A 17,130-nucleotide genomic window follows, 5' to 3' on the forward strand; every position below is an offset into this window, starting at 1 on the left:
ATGTGACTGACCTATTATCAGGCTCTCCCGCCGACTGGAATAGCCAGACGGCCAATCCACGTGGCCCAAGGACACATTTTAGCGACCGCGCATGGAAATCCATTGCGCCAAGGTGAGGTCGGATGCAACCTCGTTCCGGGCGGGCCGACAAAAGAAGAATCTTGGTCCAAAAAGGGGATGGGGGAATGACACTCAAGCTCATCGGGGCCGGATTCGGCCGCACCGGCACGTGGTCGACCTTCGCCGCGTTGAACAGGCTCGGCTTTCCGAGCTACCACATGCAGGAAGTCATCATCAACAAGGCCAACAAGGGACATCTCGACTTCTGGCGCAAGGTGGCGAACAGCCCGCCCGGCACGCAGCACGACTGGAACCGGGTGTTCGCCAACTACAAGGCGACGGTCGACAATCCCGGCTGCTGCGTGTGGCGGGAATTGCTGGCCGCCTATCCCGACGCCAAGGTGTTGCTGACGCTGCATCCGCGCGGCGCCGAAGCCTGGTACGAGAGCACGATCGACACGATCTACTTCACCAAGAACGTCTGGCAGTTCAAGATCCTGGAATGGCTGACGCCGTTCGGTCGAAAATTCGGCGACATGTCGAGCAAGCTTGTGTGGGGCCGTACGCTCGCGGGCGTGATGGACGACCGCGACAAGGCGATCGCGCGCTACAATGCCTATGTCGAGGAGGTGAAGGCGGCGGTGCCGCCGGAAAAGCTCCTGGTGTTCACGGTGAGCGAAGGCTGGGGCCCGCTCTGCCGCTTCCTCGGCGTGCCCGAACCGGCGGAGCCCTTTCCCAACCTCAATGACCGCACCAGCCTGAAGAAGATCATCCGCGGCATGATCATCGGCTCCTATGCCATGCTCGCCGGCGTGGTGGCTGCGGTGGCGCTGGCGGTGGGCGGGTCGTGGTGGTGGCTGGGATAGCGTGGGCGAGGCCTCAACCTTCGGTGTGAGGATCGCTGCTGTTCAGGCTGCACATGCGGATCAGCCAGTCCTCACCGGCCCGGCGCTCGAGGATACCGAGTGAAGTGCCGTCTCCCGAGGCCTCGCCTTCCGAATAGGCAGCGAGGCACCAGGCGAGATCACCGGAACTGCCCGCATCTGTTACCGTCATTTGCTTGTCGGCGCCGCCGCCATCCTTGGTCCAGATGCTATGGAGCGCCTGGATCGCGGCGTGGCCGCGAGCCAGAGGCGCGTAGGGCGAATGCAATTCCGCGTCGAGGGCAAACATTGCCGCGCAAGCAGCGGCATCGCCAGCCCGGTAGGCGGCGGCGTAAGTGTTCCAAAAGGCCTGCAAATCATCGCGGATCGACATGGCATCCTCCCGGTCGAGCGAGCGGGCAACACACGCCCACGGGATTGTTGTTATATTAGAATAGGTGCATATTGCACAGGCCGAAGCATTGCTCCGGTTGTAAACCGCCGTTGGCCATGGCTGCCCAGGCGGTCCACAGGCCACGTCACATGTCAGTGAAAAGACAAGCAACTCGGGGTGCTGCTCACACAATCGAGCAGCCCGGGACAATGATATTTGGAGGAGATACCCATGAAGGTCACCGTGTTGGCAAATTATGCACCCCACGCCGCCAAAGGACTGATGCAGGGCTCGGACCGGCAAGCTGCAGTCAAGGCGCTTTTTGAAAGCGTCGGCGGCAAGATGACCGGCTTGATGTTTACGCGCGGCGCTTATGACGTCGTCGTCAATGGTGAGGTGCCGGACCAGGCTGCCGGGATGGGCATCGCCCTTGCCGTGCGGGCAAGCGGTTCGTTGAGCGACTTTGTCATCCTCGAAGAACTCGACATGAAGGCCGTGCTCGCGGCCGCCAACAAGGCTGCCGGCGCCTACAAGCCCGCCGGCTGATATCAGACTGATCGGAGGAAACCATGACCGCCTACAACGTCGTCCGCTTTCGCACCAAACCAGGCAAGGAGAAGGCCTTCGTCGATGCGCATGAGAAGATCTCGCTGAACGCCAAGGGCTTTCGCAAGGGCGCGCTGATCAAGACCGGCGAACGCACCTTCTGCATGGTCGGCGAATGGAACGACATGGACAGCCTGGCCGCGGCGCGCCCGACGATGATCGGCGTCCTCGACACGTTCCGCGATATGCTTGAGGACCTCGGCGGCGATCTCGGAGTGACGGACCCTGTATCCGGGACAGTCGTCGCGGAAATAAGCTAGGACGCCGCCAATCGGCGATGGCCGGGCCGCCAGGCGTGTGTTCGGCCGGCGCCGTTCGGCTGGACGCGCGGCGGCATGTCGATCGCCGCGCGTGGCCTTGCCCGTTAGAGCCGTTCAGCTTTTTGCTGCAGCCGCTGAACCGCTCCAAGCATTTGGTCTTGGTAATTCCGGACGGTTGACCGATACGCACTTTTCCCGGAATTGCTTCAGAACGGCAGCCGGATTTCGTAGGGCTGGACCGATTCCGGCCAGCTCTCGACCGAGTGCGGCCAGTTGATGTCCTTCTGGGTTTCCGGCGGCAACTCGTTCAACGCACGCAGTGTTTGTTTGCGGCTGGAGACTCGCTTGAGAGCGGCTCCAAGCCAGCCAAGGCTCTTGAACATCGATATCCTCCGTATCGCAGCGGCGCAAAGAGCAATGCTGCCCCCCACGCGGCAACGGTTTTGCGCCGCGTATGTATCCGGTCGATTGCGCGACAACGGTGAAGCGCTTCACAAAACGGCGCCAGCGCGAAACATTTGCATGCAAACCAATTTGCGGCACGCGACCGCGGCTGGCGCGCCACTTGCGATATCCAACACTTGGCCCTGTCGGTTGAAGCGTTGATTCACCCGGCACGAACGAGAGCAGTTCGCGCCCTTATGTCTCCGGCGCCTGCGCATGCGAACCAGCCTGACGGATGGTCTGGCCCGATGAGACCCCACCGGCCGGATGGTCAGTGCCCGGCGCCGCCAGCTTGCTCAGCGCCTGCGCTATCCCCGCATGGGCCGCCGCGTTGCGTTGAACCATCAGCGCCATGGCCGCTTCGGATGCCTTGTCGGGGTGGCCGGCATCGAAAGGCGGCGCCGGGTCATATTCAATCGAGAGCTGGATGGCCTTCGCGACATCCGGCCCGGCAATCTCTGCGATGATCGCGAAGGCGAAGTCGATTCCCGCGGTGACGCCACCCGAGGTGAAGACATTGCCGTCGCGAACGATACGCGACTTCTCGTGGCTGGCGCCAACCAGCGGCAACAGGCCTGTGTACGCCCAATGCGTCGTGGCGCGACGCCCCTTCAGCAATCCGGCCGCGCCAAGCAGGAATGCCCCGATGCACACCGCCGTGACGAACCGCGCACCGGCGGCCTGGCGGCGGATGAAATCGATCGTCTCGACATCGGCGAGTGCATCGACGACGCCAGCGCCGCCGGGCACGCAGATCAGGTCGAGCGGCGGACAGTCTTGGAAGGTACAGCTCGGCATGAGCGCCAGGCCCCGGTCGCTCGTGACTGGCAACAAGGTCTTTGCCGCGACATGGGTTTTCGCTTGCGGGAACTTGCTGGCAGAGAACATCGAGGCCGGCGTTGCAAGCCGGCTCAAGACCTCGAACGGGCCCGTGAAGTCGAGCTGGGTGATACCGGGAAAGATCACGAAGCCGACATTGAAATCCGACATGGCTGTCCCTCCAGAAGCCATCCGGGCGCACTCTAACTGTTCAGGCAATATCAGGCGAGCGATATATAAGCTGCCCGCTTCATCGGGCCATCTTCCCGCCCTGTGCCACCACCTTGCCCGCCCGGTACACCGTCCGCTCCTTCGGCACCGCCACCACCGCCTCCGGCACATGCGCGGCGTACATGACCACGAAATCCGCCCTGGCGCCCACCACGATACCATATCCCTCCAGCCCCAGCGCCTTTGCGCCGGCGTGGCTCACCACGTCAAAGGCGGCTTCCAGTTCCCAATCCTCGTAGAATCCGGAGCGGTAGCCGATCATGTTGGCGCGGTTCATCATGTCGCCGTCGCCATAGGGCCACCAGGAATCGCGGATGTTGTCGGAGCCGCTGAACACGGTGACGCCGGCCTTGCGCAGTGCCGCCACCGGCGGGAAGGCATGGTTGCCTGGCGCATTGGTCATGATGGCGACGCCGGCGGCGGCGAGCATGCCGCCGACCCTGGCCAGCGCGTCGGCCGGGATGTCGCCCAGCGCGTAGGCGTGGCTGACGGCGACCTTGCCTGCCATGCCCAAGGCCTTCGTCCGCGCGGCGATCTCCTCGATCTGGAACAGGCCGAGCATGCCGCCATCGTGCAGGTGGATGTCGACGCCAACGCCATGCTTTTCGGCCAACCCGAACACCACGTCGAGATGGGCGCTCACGTCGCGGTCGAAGCTCGCGGGGTCGAGCCCGCCGACGAGGTCGCAGCCGAGCTTCAGCGCCTCGTCCAAAAGCTCCGGCGTGCCGGGCGACGACAGGATGCCGCTTTGCGGGAAGGCAACGAGCTGGATGTCGATCCGCTCGCGGTATTTTTCACGCACCGCGAGGATCACCTCGAGGTGCTTCAGACCGACCGAGCCGTCGACCATGACGTGGCTGCGCATGGCAAGGCTGCCGTGGCCGATGCAGAGCTCGAGCTGGTTTTTCGCGCGCTCCGCCATCGGGGCCGCGGCGGCAAGATTCCGCGCCTGGAAGGCGACGCGCTCGCGCACGTCGAAACCGTTGGTGCAAGGAATGTGCGGGCGCCAGGCATCGCCATAGAAGGAGGTGTCGAGATGGATATGCCCCTCGACGAAACCCGGCAACACGAGCTGGCCGCCGAGATCGGTGCCGGCGGACGGAGCGGCGCCGGCGGCTGGAGCGGAAGCGGGCATGATGGCGCTGAAGCGGCCGTCCACCACGTGAAGATCGGCCAGCGAGCCATCGGCCAGCCTGGCGTTGCGGAAAATCGTCTGTTCGGTCACGGGCGCCGTCCGGTCTGGTCGAAGCGCCAGTCGTCGCCGCTGGGCCGGCCGAGGTCAATGCGGTGAGGCGTAGAAACTGTTTCTTGGCGATGGCGCAACCGCCGATCGCCAAGTTCGCGTCAGGGTGGCAAGTTCCGAGCTCGAATCCGCATAATCGCGCTGGCATATTCCGCTATCGCGGAAGTTCCGGTTCGCTCCCGATATGCGATGGTGTTTTCGCGGCGGTACGAGCCGCCCTGGTCGACGCGGGCCCGAAAGCACCCCAACATGCGCCCCCGCGGCCCCGTCGACCACGGCCGGCTCACTTCAGAACTACGCTGCGCCATCGGCATGGCGCGGCCCGTGAAGGTTTTCGTTGCGCTTGGTTCCCGGAATGTCCACTGGACGTTCCGCAATATTATCCAATTCGAAAATGCCAAGGGCAACAGCGACGGCATAAGTGGTGGCAGCCCCCGCTCCGCCGGCTGAGATATTGATAACATGCCCTCAGCCGGCGGAGCCGCTCGTTGCGAAGGTTCCCGTCGCGAAGGCACGGGCAAACTCAGCCGTCAGTTCGCCATACTCCTCCATCGCAGGCAGCGCCGCGTAGCTGTGCACCGCGGGCGTCGTTGCCCAGGGCAATTTCTCGCTGGTCCAGGTCTCGATGAAGGGCGTGAACCAGCCTGGATCGTCGAGCATGGTCGGGCGCAGATTGACGAACCAGTCGAGCCCCTCGGGCCGGGTGAACATCCAGCTCATGCAATGCGGGCAGAAATAGTGCCGCGAGGCGCCGTGCAGCCCGCCGATCACCGGCTCGCCTTGGGCAACCTCGAAAGCCTCGCTGGGGATCGCCGCGCTCAGCGAATAGGCGCTGGCCGACATACGCTGGCAGCCGGTGCAATGGCAGGCCATGGTCAACAATGGCGGCGCGGTGATCCGCAGCCGAACGCGGCCGCAGCGGCATCCGCCTTCGGCGGGCAGGTTGAGGCTTGGCATGGTGGGTCTCCCTCGGGGTTGGTTGAAGGGCACCCCCTTCTCCCCTCTGGGAGAAGGTTCAGCGTCCGCTCAGCGAGGCCGCCGTCGCCAGCTTCGCGCCGGCCGCTTCGAAAGCCACATTGTGGCGGGCGATGATTTCGGCCGCGCTCTCGGCGGGGGTGTCGAGCGTCGAGTGCGCGTCGGACACCACGGTGACGCCGAGGCCGCGCGCCATCGCGCCCTTCACGGTCGCCGCCACGCAGAAGTCGCTCTGCGCGCCAAGCAGGATGACCGCGCCGGCGCCCTGCCCGGCAACCCATCCGCCGAGCGCGGCATTGGAGAAGGCATCGCCGACCGTCTTGCCGAAGGTCGGCTCGTCGGCGTCCTGGCCGAGCGCCGGCCATACCGGCCAGCCGCTGGCGCCCGGCGCCAGCGGATCGCCTTGCGGCCCGTCATGGCGGATGAAGGCGACCTTGCGGCCGGACCTGCGCGCCCAGCCGATGACCGCGCGGGCGCGCGCGACGATGCCGTCGGCATCATGGATCGGCGGTTCGAAGCGGCCGTCGAACATGCCGGTCTGGAGGTCGATGACGATGAGCGGAGCGAGGCTGGAATCTGGCATGGGCGCGAAGATAGCGTGGGGGATGGGAGGGTCAAGGATCAAAGCCCTTCCCTTCTCCCCCTGTGGGAGAAGGTGGATCGGCGCGCAGCGCCGAGACGGATGAGGGGTGCCGGAAGAAATGAGACGTGCGAAAAATCAAACGATTTCCGATGCTTAATTGTTCAAGTTCGAGCTCCGTCCAGCACCCCTCATCCGTCCGAGCTGCGCTCGGCCACCTTCTCCCACAGGGGGAGAAGGAAAGGCCGCGCCCCTCACCCGATCCCGCCGGTCACCGCATAGGCGCCGGCGGCGCGGCCGTCGGGAAAGCGCACGACTGCCGTGACGATCGAGCCGTAGGAGCCGCGCCAGATGCTGTGGAAGGCCTGATGCACCGAAGCGGGCACAAGGACGCGGCCGGTGTGGCGACCGCCGTCCAGTCGCATCGTCAGCGGCTCGCCGTTGACGTGAACCTTGAGGCTTGCGGCAGCAGCGTCGCCCGCATCGATGTCCAGCGTGACGACGATCTCGTCAGTGTCGCCGACATGAATGGTCTCGGCGGTGAGGCTCACGGCAAGTGGCATCTCACCGGTCCGGGCGGAAGCGGCGGCGCCCGTCCCGTCCGCCGCAAACACATCGTCGGCCAGCGCCGGCGTGCGCGGCGGGGTGGTGCGGCGGCTCGTGGAGCGCTCGTAGTCGCCGGCCATCCGAAGCAGCGCTGTATCCTCATAGGCCTTGCCGGCGAAGGTCAGCCCCACGGGCATGCCGATGTCGGCCATGGTGCCCATCGGCACGGTGACCGTCGGGATGCCAAGATGCCGCCACACCAGATTGCCATTGGCGACCCAGGTGCCGTTGCGCCAGGCAAGCGCGGCGGACGCGTCGTTGACGTCGGCATCGGCCGAGCCGACATCGGCGGCGGCGGGCAGCACCACGGCGTCGAGCCCGTGCGCGTCCAGCCAGTCCTCGAAATCGACGCGCCGCGTTTCCTCCAGTCCCTTGAGCCCGGCTTCCATCGCCGCGATGCGCTCGAACGGCGTCACGCCCTGCCTCGCCCGCTCGACATAGTCGGCAAGGTCGAAGCCGTCGTCGCCATAGCGGTCGGGCAGCGCGCCCGGCGGCGGCGGGAAGATTTTTGCTCCGTCGACCGAGGCGAGATCGGGAAGTACGGGATCGGCGTTGGCGCGCAAAAAATCGTCCCACGACCAGATGCAAAGGTCCCAGATCTCGCGCTCGGCAAAATCCTCAGGCACCAGCCCGCGCTCGACCATGGTTTTCGCACCGGGACGGTCGCGCTCGTAGTTGGAGACGACGGGGAAGTCGACCTCGATCAGCTCGGCGCCGAGCGCCTCGAGGTCGCGCGCGGCTTGCCGCCAGAGGTCGAGCACCGAGGCCCGGGTCTCGATCGGCTTTGCCGCGTCCGCGTCGCGGCCGATATACATTTTCGGCACGCCGAGCCGCTTGCCCTTCAGCGCGCCCGCCAGCGCCAGCCCGGCGTAGCTTGGCGGCCGGAGCGCCGAGGCTTTCGGGATCGTCACCCAGGGCTGCACGCGCCAGAAATCGCCCCGCGTTTCGGCATCGTCGGCGACGATCACGTCGAGCAGCTCCAGCATGTCGGCGACGCAGCGCGTGTGCGGCACCACCACATCCATGGTCGGCACCAGCGGCCAGTTTCCCCTGACGGAGATCATCCCGCGCGAGGGCGTATAGGCGACCAGCGCGTTGTTGGAAGCCGGCGCGCGGCCGGACGACCAGGTTTCCTCGCCGAGGCCGAAGGCGGCGAAGCTGGCGGCGGTGGCGGTGCCGGACCCGTTGGAGGAACCGGAGCCGAAGGCGGCGGTCAGATAATCGGCATTGTAGGGGCTTTCGGCGCGGCCATAGACGCCGCGCTGCATGCCGCCATTGGCCATCGGCGGCATGTTGGTGAGCCCGATCAAAACCGCGCCGCCGGCGCGCAGGCGCGCTATGGTGAAGGCGTCCTCATTGGGCACCAGATGCTCGAAGGCGGGCGAGCCGGCGGCGACCGTCAGGCCGGCCACCTTGTAGCTGTCCTTGGCGGTGTAGGGGATGCCGTCGAGGGGGCCCAGCGTGGCGCCCGCCCGGCGGCGTCGGTCGGACGCCGCGGCCTCCGCGTACATGTCGGGGTTGAGCACCGGCACGGCGTTGAGCGTAATGCCGTGGCGGTCGTAGTGGGCGATGCGCCGGAGATACGCCCCGACCAGTTCGACGCTGGTGACGGTGCCCGCCTGCAGCGCGCGGCGCAGGTCGGCGATCGAGGCTTCGACGAGGTGGAGGTCGGTCATGGTGTAGCTCGGGTGGCGTTCCGTCACCTCTGCCCTGTGGGGCATCTTCCCCACAAGGGGTAGATCGAAGCTCACGCAGGTTCTCGCAAATCGCTGAGCGTTGTGGGCAATTCGTCTCACAGAGTCTTGCTGTCGAACTGGCCGTTTTCCTTCATGAGCTCCAGATGGGTCTTGGCCGCGGCGTTGCCGTGCTCCGCCGCCTTGAAGAACCATTTGGCGGCTTCCTGGTAGTTCGGCTTTCCGTCGACCCCGCGATAGTAGAGCGTGCCCAGACTAAACTCAGCGTCAACATTTCCAGCCTTCGCCGCTTCCAGCCACCAGATCTCGGCGGCTTTGTCGTCCCTGGGGGTGCCTTCGCCGTTGGCATAGGCGTAAGCCACATACATTTTAGCTGAAACATCCCCCTGCTTCGCCGCTTTGAGCCACCACGAAACGGCATTGGTATCGCTCTGAGTCAAGCCGTATCCTTTTGAATAGGCGACGCCCAGATTCAGCTGCGCATACGCGTCGCCTTGGTTCGCCGCCTTCAGCCACCACGACGCTGCCTCTGTCTCACTCCTGGTAACACCCTTGCCCGCCGAAAAGGCATAGCCCAGCGCCGACTGCGCCGGGATGTTACCTTGCTCGGCCGCTCTGCGGTACCAGACAACAGCTTGGGCATCATCATTTCCGACCCCGCTGCCTAGCGCATAAGCATTGCCGACGGCGACTTGTGCGTCGACCTGACCACGCTCAGCGGCCTTCATCCACCATTCGAATGCTTTGTTGAAGTCCTGATCGACGCCGTGGCCGCGTGCATAAAGCGTGCCGAGCAAACTCTGCCCGTTTGGCTCTCCCTTGTCGGCGGCTTTTCTTACCCAAGTCGCCGCAATCTTGTCGTCCCTCTCCACACCTTCGCCAACGTAGTAGGCGCGACCGATACCGTAGGCAGCTTGGGCGCTTCCTCCATCTGCGGCCTTCCGCCACCAGTAGAGAGCCTGCTGGCGACTTTGCGCGACGCCATGGCCTTGCCAGTACAGGCCCCCGAGACCATACTGGGCGCCGGAATTACCCATATTCGCCAGTAAAGAAAGCTGGCGATACTCTTCCGCATAGTCCTTTGCCAGGTTGGCGGCTTGTGCCTTCCTTATCGCGGACCACTGCTGGTAGTAATTCAGGGCGGGCCCAAACAGCACGAAGCCAGCCAGAACGACTAAGGCGAGGCACAGCATCAGCCCGGGACGCGGCCTGCGCGCGCTATAGACTTCCGTTTGTGACCTCGGCGGCCATTCAAAATTGCTCAAGACCACCAGCCCATTTGCGACCAACAATAGTCAGTAGCGCAAGATTGGCTGCTGTGAAATATCCGCAGCGCTGGATACCACGCTACTCCGGCGCCCCAGCAAACAACACCACGCCATCGCCGCCCGCCGCCGGCCAGTCGCGGATGGTGCGGTCGTAACCTCCGGTCAGCAGCGTGCCGTCGGCGGCGAAGGCGACGGCGTAGATCGGCCCGGTGCCGGGATCGAACTCGGCGATCTGGTCGCCGGTGTCCATGTTCCAGATCCGCGCCGTGCCGTCGAGCGAGACCGACGCCAGCCGCTTGCCGTCAGGAGACAGCGCGATTTCATAGACGGTGCCGGAATGGCCCTCGAAGCGGCGGATCTCCTTGAAGGTGTCGAGATCCCAGAGCTTGATCGTGTGGTCGCCGCTGCCGGTCACCGCATGATGCCCGTCGGCGGTGAAGACCGCGCCGTAGGTGCCCTGCTCGTGCCCGTACCAGCTGCGCAGCAGCTTGCCCGACGCCATGTCCCAGAGCTTGAGCTCGCCGTCGATGCTGCCCGATAGTGCTTTCGTGCCGTCGGGCGAGACGGCGACCGCGCTCACCGACCAGTCGTGGCCGGGCAGCACATGCAGCACGCCGCCCTTTTCGAGATCCCAGGCGATGACGGCGCCGGTGTCGTGGCCGCTGACGGCCACCTTGCCGTCGGGGCTGATCGCAAGGTTCCTGGCGCCGCCATTCTGGCCCGCCGAAAAGACATGCAGCACCGCGCCGTCGGCAAGGTTCCGCAGCACGATCTCACCGTCGTCGCCGGCGGTCAGCGCGCTTTTCCCGTCGGGCATGAACAGCGCCGTGCGCGCCATGTCCTTGTGCTCGCCCAGATTGCGGATCAACCGCTTGCCGTCGATGTCCCAGAGCTTGATCATGCGATCGGTGCTGGCGCTCATCACCTCGCGCCCGTCCCGCGACACCGCCAGCCAGACGACGGCGTCGCGATGGCCGTCGGACCGGGTCGGCAGTGGCGGCGGCGCCGGCGGCGGCGGAGCGACGGTCTCGGGCGGTGAAGCCACCTGCGGTGGCGGAGCCGGTTCCGGTGGCAAGGAGGTCCCGGGTGGCGCAGCGGGAGGCGCGAGCGCGGTCTTCGGCGGCTCGGCAGGCGGCGAAGCCGGCACGACCGGTGGCGGACTTGCCGGCGCCGGCGTTGCCGGAGGCGGCGTCTTTGCCGCCTGTTCCGGTGGCGCGGGAGCTGGAACGGGGGCAGCCGGCGGCGGTGTTATCGGGGTCGGCGGCGCGCTGGCGAGATCCTGTCCGCCCTTGGGTTCGTTCGCCACCTCGCCCGAGCCCCGCCACGGCTGGTCGGCGAGCAGCGCCAGCACCGCGACCGCCGGCAGGACCTGAAAGAAGCGCCTGAGACCCGGCCGGCCCTGATCCTGCAGCTCCGCCGCCCGACCGAACAGCGGCGTTCCGGCCTGATGCGCCGGCCGTCCCGGCAAAAGGCCGGCGAGGAACAGCAGCGCACCAAGCACCAGGGCGAGCGCGGCCACCAGGAAGCCGGTCAGCCGCGCGGAGGCGAAGTCGGCCAGCGGATGCGCGAGGCTCACGGCTCCGGTGGCCAAAAGCGGATAGGCATGGATCACGCAGGCGATGGCGGCCGCCAGCAAGGGAAGCGAGAGCAACCTGTCGATCGTTCTGTTCATAGGATGACCCCCGCCCTTCGTCCCATATCGGCATCCTAGCCCAGCTTCCCGCGCAGGCTAAGTGTCGGAAATCACACGCGCGGGAATAAATCCGTCGTCCGCGCTCCGCTCGGCAAAGCAGTGCGCTCTATCCGGCAGACCTTCGCGCCAGGCGACGTGACTATCCGGATGCGTGCAGTGTCTTTGATGCAACGCAACTGGGATAAAGGCAGAAGAAACACCGGATGCCCCAAGAATAGACTGCAGCATCGGTCGCCATGGTTGACAGAGGACGAGAGTCTGACATCATCCGTCCGCGTTAATGGAGAGTTGGATATGAAGAAGACCTACGAGAAACCGGTCCTCCTCAAGAAGGACAGGCTTTCGGCGGTGACGGCGGGCAACGGCGGTTCCGCCCCCCCTCCGCAGTGATTTCAGCAGGCTAGCGCCCCCAGGCGTTGGCCCCATTGGATACTATTGGATACTATTCAGGTGGACTATCGGAGGCCATGAAATGAAGAGGACCTATGAGAAGCCGATCCTCCTCAAGAAGGACAGGCTTTCGGCGGTGACGGCAGGCAACGGCGGCTCCGTGCTGGCTCCAGGCTGATTCAGGCGGCAAGAGCGCATGCTATAGACAGTGTTCGCCGCAGTAGTTCCGAACATCGGGGAGTTCTGGCATGAAGAAGACCTATGAAAAGCCGGTGCTGGTCAAGAAGGACAGGCTTTCGGCGGTGACGGCGGGCAATGGCGGCTCCGGCCCCATCGGGCCGGTAGGCTGACGCGGCGCGACTGCGCCGAAGCATTGGTCAAGGACACGCGGCACATCCGCCTGGGCGTTTTTTTGAGGATTCGAGCATGAAGAAAACCTACGCGAAGCCGGTGCTGGTCAAGAAGGACAGGCTGTCGGCGATCACCGCCAATGGCGCCGGCTCGAACAACCTGATCTGATCCCTCGCAGGCCTGCTTCTGGAGCGGTTCAGCGCTTCATGGAACTGCTCTAAGTATTTGTTTTGACGCAATTTCGGGCGGAAAGCTACGGCGAAGTCGCCGAGCCCAACGGTTGCGCACTTTCCTGGAACTGTTCTAAAGGGCCAGCACAAGGTCATCCACCACAAGCTGCCAATGGTGCTTGGTCGACAGGCGAACACGCGTCACGGCCTTCAGCATCGGCGCATAGTGGCACGGTGTCAGCGCCGACAGCGTGATCTCCTCGCTCGCGACCAACACGTCCCCCAGCCAGCTTTCGATCAGCGCGGTCTCCCCCTCCGACGCCAGCCAGGCCGCGGTCAGCATCATCGAATGCAGCCCGAAAGGCTGTTGCCGCCCGAATTCGGCGGGATGGCCGCTGCTCGTATAGGCGATGTGGTCGCCCGAGACGTTGCCGTTGACGTAGCCCTCGCTGTTCTTGGTGTGGTCGCCCGCCATGGCGTTGATATTGCGCCAGGAGAGCCCGGCATGGCCCGTGGGCACCTTGCGCAGGCCGCGCGTGGTGACATCGTCGAAGCCGATGGTGCTGAGCGCCGTGCCGGCCGCGATGGCAGGCGTGAGCAGGCCAAGATCGGTCGGATAGGCTGACAACGCGAGCTGTCGGTCGAGGCCGCCGGAGACCACCACTGTGTCGGCCTCGACGGCAAGAGGAATGCGAAAGGCAGCGCCCGCGCCAAGCGGCCGGCTTTCGAGGAGCTGGCCCTTCCCCATCACCGACAGCGTCGCCTCGACCGCGCCGGGCATCCTGCCGCTCAGGATGCGATCAGGCGCGAGGCCGACCGGTTTCGGCAGGTCCTCGCCGACGAGGCCGACCACGGAGCCGGGCGCGTCCAGCAGGCGTATCGACTGGTCCGCGTTCGCGCCGCTGGCGCGCCAGCCCGGCGGCACCGAGACCGAAAACCGGTAGATGCCGGGCGCCCGGATCCTGGCCCGGCGGCGCCTGGAAGACATCGGAAAATTGGCGAAGCCGGCGGGGTTGGTGCGCGCCGCCGCGAGGAAGCCGCCGCGCTCGTCGTAGAGCCGCACCATGATGCCGGCCATCGGCCGGTCGGCGAGGCCATAAGTGCCGTCGCCATCGACATCCATATAGACATAGGACGAGAAATTGAGCTTGCCGGCGGTCGCCCGCCAGGGCGAGCGCACCGCATAGTCATGGGCAGGATCGGCCTGGCGCCGCGTCCGCCGGCGCTCGCGCGCCTGCCAGACGAGGAAGGCCAGCAATGCCACGGCGGCGAGGACGATTGAGGAGATGACGACGGTCAGGCTGGGCAAGGGCGAACCTCGGCGGGGATGCTGTTCAGGGGACGATCCCCGACGGTTTGCGGCACCCTAGCTTGGGACGTCGTGGCTGCACAGATGGTATTGGAAGGTGATGCGGCGCATGTCCTCGCATCCTATGCCGGGCGGGACAGACGAGCGGGTCTGTGTTGCCGCGAAACGAAGAGCCGCTCTAGCCGGCTTGTCCGCGCAGCGACTTTGCCACCGCCTTGCCGCGGTCGAATTCGGCGCGCAGGCGCGCCAATTCCTCGGCCGACAGACGCGCCGCATTCTGATAGTCGAGCTTCCATTCGGCATCGGCACTCCAGACCAGCGGCGACTGCACGGTGGTGCGCGGAGCCGGCGCCTTCTCCAGCACGGCGAGCGCAAGTTCGAGCGTCGCGGCCTGCGATGCCGCATCGTTTGGCCGGCCCGCGGCGTTGCCGAGCGGAAAATCCGAAAACAGCAGCCGCGGCACGCCGACATGCTCGACGATGTCCTTGGCGCAGGCCATCACCACGGTGGCGATGCCGTTTGCTTCCAGCGCGCGGGCAGCGAGGCTGACGCTTTGATGGCAGACCGGGCAATTGGCAACCAGAACCGCCGCGTCGACCGCATCGGTCAGGCAGCGCTCGACGATCTCCGGACAATCGACGTCGAGCGTGGTGCGATGGCTGCGATTGGTCGGCAGGCCATGGAAGCGCGGCGCGACCGAGCCGATCAGCCCGCCGGCAGCGGCGCGACGCAGTTCCGGCAGCGGGAACCAGGTGCCGGAATCTTCGGCCGTCGTGTGCTTGCGGTCGATGGCGACGTGCGAAATGCGCAGATCGTGATCCTTCGACGTGTCGCCGGAATAGACGGTGTAGAATTTCGCCGCCGCATTGTAGGGTGCGCCCGGGCCCTGGTCGCCCTTCCCCGCCTGATAGGGTGCTGCTGTGGTGACGATCGCAACACGGCATCGCGCGAGCGGCCTTGGCAGCGGCTGGAACGGCACTTCGGCATAGTGCGCCCATTCGTATGCCGCGCCATAGCCAAGCGCCGTGTAGTAGTCGCGGATCCTCTGGATGTAGGCGATCGGCGCATCATGCACAGTGGCGAAGCCAAACCCGGCGCCGAGCGCGCTGGTCATCGCTGCCAGCTCCTCGAGCTGCCGTCCAGCCTATGCGGATAGTCAACCGGCATCACGGTCCTTGCCTGCTGCGTGGACAGCATATCACGTCTTCAGCTCCACCCACACCGGCGCATGGTCGCTGGCGCCGTCTTCGCCGCGCACTTCCCGATCGATGCCGGCCACCTTCAGTTTGCGGGCGAGTGTCTTCGACAACAGGATGTGGTCGAGCCGCAAGCCCGCGTCGCGCGGCCAGCGGTTGCGGCGGTAATCCCAGAATGTGTAGAGCGTCTGCTTCGGAAAGGACTTGCGCAGCGCATCGGTCCAGCCCTGCCCGATGAGCGCCGCGAAGGCGGCGCGGCTCTGCGGCTGCACCAGCGCGTTGTCGTCATAGGAGCGGGTGGCGTAAATGTCGCGCGGCTCGGGCACGATGTTGAAATCGCCGGCGAGCACCACCGGCAGGCCGGTGTCGAGAAGCTCAGCGGCGTGGGCGGCAAAGCGCTCGTGCCAGGCGAGCTTGTAGTCGAATTTCGGCCCCGGCTGCGGATTGCCGTTCGGCGCGTAGAGGCAGGCGATGACAACGCCGTCGACCGCCGCCTCGATGTAGCGCGCCTGGCGGTCGGCGTCGTCGCCGGGCAGCGCCTCTCGGGTCAGCACAGGTTCGGCGCCGCGAGCCAGGATGGCGACGCCGTTCCAGGTTGGCTCGCCCTTCCACACCGCGCCATAGCCGGCGGCGGCGAGAGCGGAACGCGGAAACTGCGTGTCGCGCGCCTTCAGCTCCTGCAGGCAGACGACATCGGGTTTTGCCTCGGCGAGCCAGGCCAGCAGGTTTTCGAGCCGGCTGTTGATGTTGTTGATGTTGAAGGTGGCGATTTTCATTTGCCGAAAGCGCCCCTCGCTTCGTCATCCTCGGGCTTGACCCGAGGATCCATGCCGTGACCCTCGCCGTGGAACGCTGCGGGGCAGAATTCTGAACTGTTGCAACGCCTTAGCGTCACGGCATGGCAACTGTGTTCATGCGAAGGCCGTTTTGTCTCGAATGATGGCATTGAGAGTGACTAGGAGCTTCCTTGCGACAGCGACGATGGCAAGTTTCTTCGATCCGGAGCGCGCGGCGAGCGCAGTGTAGAAAGTTCTGAAGCGATCGTTGGCGCGGATGGCGCCCAGCGCCGCCATGTAGAGGGCGCGGCGCACGCGCGGGCGGCCACCGCTGATCTTGCTCTTGCGCTTGGCCTTGCCGCTCTCGTTGTCGAGCGGGGCAAGGCCTGCAAGTGCCGCGATCGACTTGGGCGAGCGCCGGCCGAGCTCGGGCATGTGGGCCAGCAGCGAAAGCGCGGTGATGGTGGAGACGCCTGGTACAGAGACCATCAGCGTGTAGTCGAGAGCGGTGTCCTCGGCTTCGCGAATGGCTTTGGCAATCCGGCTTTCGAGTGCATCGATGCGTGTGTCGAAGTCGGCGATCAGACTTTCAGTCTCGGTTATGACGTCCTCATCGAAGGCCTCGCTGAGATATCTCTTCAACCTTGCCCGGATCTCAACAAGATGGTCGCGGTGGCGGGCAAGCGACTGAAGGCGTTCGCCTTTCTCGCAAGGTGCCGCCTCGGCCGCAGGCTGGTAGCGACGACCGTAGCTGCTCAGCATCCGGGCATCGAGACGATCGGTCTTGGCGCGCTGGGTCGCCGACTTCGCGTAGTGGTGGGTGTGCGCCGGATTGTGCCGCGAGAACGCAATGCCGGCCTTGCCCAGCGCATGGCGCAGCAGCCGGTCATGGACCCCGGTCGCCTCCATGACAACGAAGTCACGACCAGCGCAAAGGCCTGCCACATAGGCTTCTATCGCTTCAGCCTGGTTGGCGATCCGCTGGTAGCGGCCGCTTGCCTCATCAAAGAAGTCGAGCCTCGCTTTGGAGATGTCGCAGCCGACATAGTTCTGCACTATCATGGCCATGCCTCTTCCTGTGGTGCGGGGTCTGCTGAAGACAGCCCCGTGCAACTGTTCAGGTTGATGGTTCATTGGTGGGAAGGGACCGAGCCATGCCGCGGCCTGTCCTCGAAGGGACGACCAGGATCCTCTCGGCCTCC

At 65.4% G+C, this 17,130-nt stretch carries 20 protein-coding genes; 7 read left to right on the top strand and 13 right to left on the bottom strand.

Annotated elements, in window-relative coordinates; translation table 11 throughout:
- Positions 1–185 precede the first annotated feature (185 nt).
- A complete protein-coding gene (locus JG743_RS21595) occupies positions 186–926 on the top strand; it encodes a sulfotransferase family protein (protein WP_202292774.1) in 741 nt (246 codons plus the stop codon).
- 13 nt (positions 927–939) lie between these two features.
- Here the strand turns inward: JG743_RS21595 and JG743_RS21600 are convergent, their stop codons facing one another.
- On the bottom strand, positions 940–1,317 hold the full coding sequence (locus JG743_RS21600) for a nuclear transport factor 2 family protein (protein WP_202292775.1): 378 nt from the start codon (positions 1,315–1,317) through the stop codon (positions 940–942).
- Positions 1,318–1,548: 231 nt separating this feature from the next.
- Between JG743_RS21600 and JG743_RS21605 the strand changes: the two genes are divergently transcribed.
- Complete coding sequence (locus JG743_RS21605) at positions 1,549–1,863, top strand: GYD domain-containing protein (RefSeq protein ID WP_202292776.1); 315 nt, start codon at positions 1,549–1,551, stop codon at positions 1,861–1,863.
- A gap of 23 nt (positions 1,864–1,886) precedes the next feature.
- Positions 1,887–2,183: an antibiotic biosynthesis monooxygenase gene (locus JG743_RS21610; protein WP_202292777.1), complete on the top strand. Its 297-nt coding sequence runs from the start codon at positions 1,887–1,889 to the stop codon at positions 2,181–2,183.
- Between the two features lie 206 nt (positions 2,184–2,389).
- Here JG743_RS21610 and JG743_RS21615 read toward each other — a convergent pair whose 3' ends face one another.
- The 8 genes from JG743_RS21615 to JG743_RS21650 all read right to left on the bottom strand — a co-directional run bounded on the left by JG743_RS21615 (position 2,390) and on the right by JG743_RS21650 (position 11,715).
- The gene (locus JG743_RS21615) at positions 2,390–2,566 is read right to left on the bottom strand and encodes a hypothetical protein (protein WP_244672852.1); all 177 of its coding nucleotides are present in this window, start codon (positions 2,564–2,566) and stop codon (positions 2,390–2,392) included.
- 256 nt (positions 2,567–2,822) lie between these two features.
- A complete protein-coding gene (locus JG743_RS21620) occupies positions 2,823–3,617 on the bottom strand; it encodes a DJ-1/PfpI family protein (RefSeq protein ID WP_202292778.1) in 795 nt (264 codons plus the stop codon).
- A gap of 79 nt (positions 3,618–3,696) precedes the next feature.
- Positions 3,697–4,902 (bottom strand): amidohydrolase family protein, encoded by a 1,206-nt coding sequence (locus tag JG743_RS21625; RefSeq protein ID WP_202292779.1) that lies wholly within the window; start codon positions 4,900–4,902, stop codon positions 3,697–3,699.
- A 486-nt stretch (positions 4,903–5,388) separates the two neighbouring features.
- The gene (locus JG743_RS21630; RefSeq protein WP_202292780.1) at positions 5,389–5,877 is read right to left on the bottom strand and encodes a GFA family protein; all 489 of its coding nucleotides are present in this window, start codon (positions 5,875–5,877) and stop codon (positions 5,389–5,391) included.
- Positions 5,878–5,935: 58 nt separating this feature from the next.
- On the bottom strand, positions 5,936–6,478 hold the full coding sequence (locus JG743_RS21635; RefSeq protein WP_202292781.1) for an isochorismatase family protein: 543 nt from the start codon (positions 6,476–6,478) through the stop codon (positions 5,936–5,938).
- A 251-nt stretch (positions 6,479–6,729) separates the two neighbouring features.
- Complete coding sequence (locus tag JG743_RS21640; protein WP_202302814.1) at positions 6,730–8,757, bottom strand: amidase; 2,028 nt, start codon at positions 8,755–8,757, stop codon at positions 6,730–6,732.
- 116 nt (positions 8,758–8,873) lie between these two features.
- Entirely contained in the window at positions 8,874–10,040 is a 1,167-nt protein-coding gene (locus JG743_RS21645) for an SEL1-like repeat protein (protein WP_202292782.1), read from the bottom strand.
- An 82-nt stretch (positions 10,041–10,122) separates the two neighbouring features.
- The gene (locus JG743_RS21650; RefSeq protein ID WP_202292783.1) at positions 10,123–11,715 is read right to left on the bottom strand and encodes a WD40 repeat domain-containing protein; all 1,593 of its coding nucleotides are present in this window, start codon (positions 11,713–11,715) and stop codon (positions 10,123–10,125) included.
- A gap of 315 nt (positions 11,716–12,030) precedes the next feature.
- Between JG743_RS21650 and JG743_RS21655 the strand changes: the two genes are divergently transcribed.
- The 4 genes from JG743_RS21655 to JG743_RS21670 all read left to right on the top strand — a co-directional run bounded on the left by JG743_RS21655 (position 12,031) and on the right by JG743_RS21670 (position 12,645).
- A complete protein-coding gene (locus JG743_RS21655) occupies positions 12,031–12,126 on the top strand; it encodes a putative RiPP precursor (protein WP_202292784.1) in 96 nt (31 codons plus the stop codon).
- Positions 12,127–12,208: 82 nt separating this feature from the next.
- On the top strand, positions 12,209–12,304 hold the full coding sequence (locus JG743_RS21660) for a putative RiPP precursor (RefSeq protein ID WP_202292785.1): 96 nt from the start codon (positions 12,209–12,211) through the stop codon (positions 12,302–12,304).
- Between the two features lie 70 nt (positions 12,305–12,374).
- Positions 12,375–12,476: a putative RiPP precursor gene (locus JG743_RS21665; protein ID WP_202292786.1), complete on the top strand. Its 102-nt coding sequence runs from the start codon at positions 12,375–12,377 to the stop codon at positions 12,474–12,476.
- Between the two features lie 76 nt (positions 12,477–12,552).
- Positions 12,553–12,645, top strand: coding sequence for a putative RiPP precursor (locus JG743_RS21670; protein ID WP_202292787.1), 93 nt, complete (start codon positions 12,553–12,555; stop codon positions 12,643–12,645).
- Between the two features lie 135 nt (positions 12,646–12,780).
- Here JG743_RS21670 and JG743_RS21675 read toward each other — a convergent pair whose 3' ends face one another.
- From JG743_RS21675 to JG743_RS21690, 4 genes are all read right to left on the bottom strand, one after another.
- Positions 12,781–13,956 carry a hypothetical protein gene (locus tag JG743_RS21675; RefSeq protein WP_202292788.1) on the bottom strand — a complete coding sequence of 392 codons (1,176 nt, stop codon included), beginning with the start codon at positions 13,954–13,956 and terminating at the stop codon, positions 12,781–12,783.
- A 178-nt stretch (positions 13,957–14,134) separates the two neighbouring features.
- On the bottom strand, positions 14,135–15,070 hold the full coding sequence (locus tag JG743_RS21680; RefSeq protein WP_202292789.1) for a glycine reductase: 936 nt from the start codon (positions 15,068–15,070) through the stop codon (positions 14,135–14,137).
- Positions 15,071–15,154: 84 nt separating this feature from the next.
- A complete protein-coding gene (locus JG743_RS21685; protein WP_202292790.1) occupies positions 15,155–15,928 on the bottom strand; it encodes an exodeoxyribonuclease III in 774 nt (257 codons plus the stop codon).
- A gap of 135 nt (positions 15,929–16,063) precedes the next feature.
- Positions 16,064–16,996: an IS110 family transposase gene (locus tag JG743_RS21690; RefSeq protein ID WP_202292791.1), complete on the bottom strand. Its 933-nt coding sequence runs from the start codon at positions 16,994–16,996 to the stop codon at positions 16,064–16,066.
- Between the last annotated feature and the right edge of the window lie 134 nt (positions 16,997–17,130).

The sequence above is a fragment of the Mesorhizobium sp. 131-2-1 genome (assembly GCF_016756535.1).
Taxonomy (GTDB): Bacteria; Pseudomonadota; Alphaproteobacteria; order Rhizobiales; family Rhizobiaceae; genus Mesorhizobium.

Coding starts and splice junctions, on each gene's coding strand:
- JG743_RS21595 (WP_202292774.1), top strand. CDS start 186: ATGACACTCAAGCTCATCGGGGCCGGATTCGGCCGCACCGGCACGTGG.
- JG743_RS21600 (WP_202292775.1), bottom strand. CDS start 1,317: ATGTCGATCCGCGATGATTTGCAGGCCTTTTGGAACACTTACGCCGCC.
- JG743_RS21605 (WP_202292776.1), top strand. CDS start 1,549: ATGAAGGTCACCGTGTTGGCAAATTATGCACCCCACGCCGCCAAAGGA.
- JG743_RS21610 (WP_202292777.1), top strand. CDS start 1,887: ATGACCGCCTACAACGTCGTCCGCTTTCGCACCAAACCAGGCAAGGAG.
- JG743_RS21615 (WP_244672852.1), bottom strand. CDS start 2,566: ATGTTCAAGAGCCTTGGCTGGCTTGGAGCCGCTCTCAAGCGAGTCTCC.
- JG743_RS21620 (WP_202292778.1), bottom strand. CDS start 3,617: ATGTCGGATTTCAATGTCGGCTTCGTGATCTTTCCCGGTATCACCCAG.
- JG743_RS21630 (WP_202292780.1), bottom strand. CDS start 5,877: ATGCCAAGCCTCAACCTGCCCGCCGAAGGCGGATGCCGCTGCGGCCGC.
- JG743_RS21635 (WP_202292781.1), bottom strand. CDS start 6,478: ATGCCAGATTCCAGCCTCGCTCCGCTCATCGTCATCGACCTCCAGACC.
- JG743_RS21640 (WP_202302814.1), bottom strand. CDS start 8,757: ATGACCGACCTCCACCTCGTCGAAGCCTCGATCGCCGACCTGCGCCGC.
- JG743_RS21650 (WP_202292783.1), bottom strand. CDS start 11,715: ATGAACAGAACGATCGACAGGTTGCTCTCGCTTCCCTTGCTGGCGGCC.
- JG743_RS21655 (WP_202292784.1), top strand. CDS start 12,031: ATGAAGAAGACCTACGAGAAACCGGTCCTCCTCAAGAAGGACAGGCTT.
- JG743_RS21660 (WP_202292785.1), top strand. CDS start 12,209: ATGAAGAGGACCTATGAGAAGCCGATCCTCCTCAAGAAGGACAGGCTT.
- JG743_RS21665 (WP_202292786.1), top strand. CDS start 12,375: ATGAAGAAGACCTATGAAAAGCCGGTGCTGGTCAAGAAGGACAGGCTT.
- JG743_RS21670 (WP_202292787.1), top strand. CDS start 12,553: ATGAAGAAAACCTACGCGAAGCCGGTGCTGGTCAAGAAGGACAGGCTG.
- JG743_RS21680 (WP_202292789.1), bottom strand. CDS start 15,070: ATGACCAGCGCGCTCGGCGCCGGGTTTGGCTTCGCCACTGTGCATGAT.
- JG743_RS21685 (WP_202292790.1), bottom strand. CDS start 15,928: ATGAAAATCGCCACCTTCAACATCAACAACATCAACAGCCGGCTCGAA.
- JG743_RS21690 (WP_202292791.1), bottom strand. CDS start 16,996: ATGGCCATGATAGTGCAGAACTATGTCGGCTGCGACATCTCCAAAGCG.